The organism is uncultured Wocania sp. (assembly GCF_964021735.1).
Taxonomy (GTDB): domain Bacteria; phylum Bacteroidota; class Bacteroidia; order Flavobacteriales; family Flavobacteriaceae; genus Wocania_A.
Genome location: NZ_CAXIBN010000222.1, coordinates 1 through 4,336, shown reverse-complemented (window position 1 = coordinate 4,336; position 4,336 = coordinate 1). Strand labels below are relative to the sequence as shown.

Genomic DNA, 4,336 nt, shown 5'->3' with positions numbered 1-4,336 from the left:
TAAAAATAAAGCTAATCAAAATAAGTGACTTTAATACGTTGAACAGAAAATAAAAGCAACTTTTTTTATTTTAATGTACAAGCAATAATAGGTAGTTCTCGTAATTCGGATAAGTTTTTTACTAAAAACTATCTCTATTAGAAGATAGGATAAAAAATCCCATGAACATAAAAAATTGAATTTTTTTTATGACACCTAAGTAGTTTTATTATATCACACTTCTATATAAGTATGTGTATCTGTAAACACATTCTGTATGAATCTTTATTTTATGAATTTATCAACCCAATTTTATATGTGCTTAGATACTTTCTGCTTTAAATTGTTCGAGTAGATTCTCTCTTTATCAATTCTGTTTCAAGCGTAATAATTTTAGGTGCTTTGGGTTTCTTATTTTTGATAGCTTTAATTTCCTTATATAGTTGTTTAAAAGCTGTTTTTCCCATTTTAAAACCAGGTTGATCAATAGTTGTTAATGTTGGAGATATAACAGACGACATGAACCAATTACTAAAGCCTACAACACTAATGTCTTCTGGAATTTTAACACCTTGCTTGTTAAACTCTGTCAATGCTCCAATAGCTACTAAATCGGTGTTTATAAAAACCCCATCTACATCGTTATGATCTTTTAATAATAGCTGTGCATTTTTCTTGCCTTCTTCAAAACTCATGTCTCCACATTCACATATATAAACTAAAGAAGGGTCGTAAGGTAAATTATTATCCAACAATGCTTTTTTATAGCCTAGAAACCTATCTATAGAATTTTGTGGTAAAAGCGCACCTCTAAAATGTGCGATTCGTTTACAGCCTATATCTATTAAATGTTGTGTTGCCGTATAAGCAGCTTTTCTATCATCAATTATAATTTTTGAACATTTAACAATTTTGGCAATCTTATCAAACATGACTAAAGGTTTATCTTGAGCTAAAACTTCATTTAAGTGATTAAAATTTGCCGTTCCATTTGCTAATGAAATTATAATACCATCTACACGTTGGCTTAATAATAAATCAATTTGTTTCTTTTCTAAGTCATAAGATTCATTAGATTGAAGAATGATAACCAAATATCCTTTTTTTTCCGCTTGCGAAATAATACCTTTAATAACGTTTGAAAAAAAGTGATGAACAATAACAGGGATTATTAAACCTATGGTTTTAGATTCTTTAGTTCTTAAATTAACCGCAAAAGTATTAGGCTTATAATTTAATGTTTTTGCCAATTCTTTTACCAAACCTTTAGTTTTTTTGCTTACATCTGGGTAATCTTTTAATGCTTTGGAGACCGTAGTAACAGAAATGTTTAATTGTTCTGCAATTTCTTTTAAGGTTACTGGTTTCATAAAAACAATTAATTTTAGATATAAATATAATAATAAAAAACAAAATCGAAAACGTTTTCGTTTAAATCGAAAACGTTTTCGTTATGAAAAAGTAAAATTGAATAGAGTATAAATATAGATTTGTCAAAAAATTAACTAAATAATTTATCGAATAACTAAAAATTAAGACAAATGAATTCTATTAAAAAAAATGGATTTTTATTGATTATGATGCTTCTGTCAGTTAGTACAGTATTTGCACAATCAATATCAGGAAACATTAAAGATCAAACAGGAATGCCTTTAGGTGGTGTTAATGTTATTTTAGATGGTACATCTAAAGGAGCGGTTACAGATTTTGATGGCAATTATACAATAGAAAATGTAGAAAATGGAACTTACACATTATCTGCAACTTTTTTAGGGTATGCAAAATCTTCACAAAGTGTAACAGTTGAAGATGCTGATGTCACTTTAGATTTTACCATGTCTGAAGATGCACAATCTTTAGATCAAGTTATTGTTACTGGGGTTGTAAATCCTAAATCTAAAATAGAATCGAGTGTATCTGTTTCTACTATGGATGTTAAACTAATTGAACAAGCTTCTCCAAGAAGTGCGGGTGAACTTTTTAGAAATATACCAGGTATTCGTGCAGAATCTTCTGGCGGCGAAGGTAATGCTAACTTTAATGTACGTGGTGTGCCAATTTCTTCTGGTGGATCGAGATATTTTCAAATTCAAGAAGATGGTTTACCATTAAACTTGTTTGGAGACACATCTTTTGGGAACGCCGATAATTTTTTAAGAATTGATTCTAACATTGGTAGAGTTGAAGCCATTAGAGGTGGTTCGGCATCTACACAAACGTCAAATGGTCCAGCTGGTATCATTAATATGATTAGCAAAACTGGAGCTACAGAAGGAGGTTCTTTAGCAACAACTTTCGGTTTAGATTATCAAACAAGCAGATTAGATTTTGAATATGGACAACCATTTGAAAATGGGTTATCATACCATATTGGTGGTTTTATTAGAACTGGTGAAGGACCAAGAGAAATAGGTTATCAAGGGAATAAAGGTGGACAATTTAAAGCGAATCTTACCAAAAGATTTGATGCAGGTTACGTACGTGTTTATGCTAAACTATTAAACGACAGATCGGTAATGTATTTGCCAATGCCAATGTTATTAGAAGGAGATAATGCAAATCCAACATTTTCTAACTTACCAGGTTTTGATATTACTAGCGATTCCCCACACTCTGCATATTTACAACAAAGTGCAGGAACAAATCCTTTTGATGGCGGAGGAAGACATGTTAACGATGTTAGAAACGGTAACAACCCTGTATCTAAATCTTTAGGGGCTGAATTTTCTTTCGATTTAGGAGGTGATTGGAAAATAGCAGGTAAAGCACGTTACTCTAGTAATAGCGGAGAATGGGTGTCGCCATTTACAGCTGCTGTGGGAACAGTTTCTGAAATTGAAACAACAGCAAGAGATGCTTCAAATGCTACGGGAACATTGGTTTATTCTGATGGAGATAGAGGAGCTTTTAACCCTTCTAACGGATTGGCTCAAATTATACACATGTTTGATGTTACTGTAGATGATTTAAGCAACTTTTTTAGCGATATGAAAATTTCTAAAAAAATAAGTGATAATGTTGGTGTAACTGCTGGTTTATTTACTGCAACACAAAATACTAAAATAGGATGGCAATGGAGCTCATTTATTTCAGAAGTTAAAGGTGGCGGACAAGCAAGACTAGCGGATTTTGATGGCTTTTCAAGAAACGGTCAATACTCTTATGGTACGCCAGTATGGGGAAATTGCTGTCAACGTAGATATAATACAGTACATAATGTAAACTCTCCTTATGTAGGTGTTGATGCTGACATTTCTGAAAAATTAAACTTCGATGGAAGTATTCGCTTTGAGAATGTTAATGTAAACGGTACCATTGCAAATGGTCCTACAAGTCAAGATGCATACGATTACGATGGTAACGGAACTATTGAAGGTATAGAGCAAGTAGTACCAGTTATTGCAGGAAGTGCAGGACAAATAGTAAATGACGATTATAACTTTGTGTCTTACTCTGCTGGTTTAAATTATAAATTGGACGAAGGAGCTGCTGTTTTCGCAAGATATAGCTCTGGTGCTTCAGGAAGAGCAGCAGATAGAAATAACTACGGTACAGATGGTAAAGCAGATGTGCAGTACGATGAAGTGTCTCAGTTAGAAGTTGGTTACAAGAAAAGACTTAAAAATGGAGTTCTTAACTTAACAGGATTTATGAGTAATACGGATGAAGGTTTAAGTAACGAGTTAAATAGATCTGTTGGTAATCCATTTAAAGCTTTAGGTTTAGAAGCTGAAACAGCTTTAGCGTTTGGAGATAACTTCTCTTTTAATGGGTCTTTTACTTGGACAAAAGCTGAAATTGACGGTGGTGATAACAAAGGAAACACCCCAAGAAGACAAGCAGATTTAGTTTACAACTTATCGCCATCTTATAATTTTGGTGAAAACAGCCAACATGGTGTTGCTTTAAGTGTTTTAGGCACATCAAAATCTTATGCTCAAGATGATAACGCTTTAGTAATGCCAGCGTATGCTTACTTTAATTTAATTGGAAGAGTTGGCTTAACTGAAGGACTTTCATTAGTATTAAGTGTAAATAACCTTTTTGATACTGTTGGTATAACAGAAGTAGAAGGTAATGGCGATGGTGCTTTTGGTTCAAATCGTTTAGTAAGAGCTAGGTCAATTAGTGGTCGTTCTTCAACATTATCTTTACAATATAAATTTTAAAAAGAAGTTTAGTTTGATTTGAGTTTGTTAATAAAAGAGTTGGAGTTTTATGCTAAGTTCCAACTCTTTTAAATTAAATATTTGTTGTTATGAAGTCTTTAATTTTTTCGATAGTATTTATTATAACCTTAACTCAAGTTAGTTTTGGTCAAGTTTCAGATTCAATATCAAAAACTGTTACTGAGCAA

At 32.2% G+C, this 4,336-nt stretch carries 2 protein-coding genes; one reads left to right on the top strand and one right to left on the bottom strand.

The genetic code is table 11. From position 1 onward, the window contains the following. Positions 1–317 precede the first annotated feature (317 nt). Positions 318–1,349: a LacI family DNA-binding transcriptional regulator gene (locus AADI82_RS13940; protein ID WP_034041496.1), complete on the bottom strand. Its 1,032-nt coding sequence runs from the start codon at positions 1,347–1,349 to the stop codon at positions 318–320. A gap of 171 nt (positions 1,350–1,520) precedes the next feature. Here AADI82_RS13940 and AADI82_RS13935 point away from each other — a divergent pair, with 171 nt between their 5' ends. Continuing rightward, on the top strand, positions 1,521–4,148 hold the full coding sequence (locus tag AADI82_RS13935) for a TonB-dependent receptor (RefSeq protein WP_034041493.1): 2,628 nt from the start codon (positions 1,521–1,523) through the stop codon (positions 4,146–4,148). Positions 4,149–4,336 lie beyond the last annotated feature (188 nt).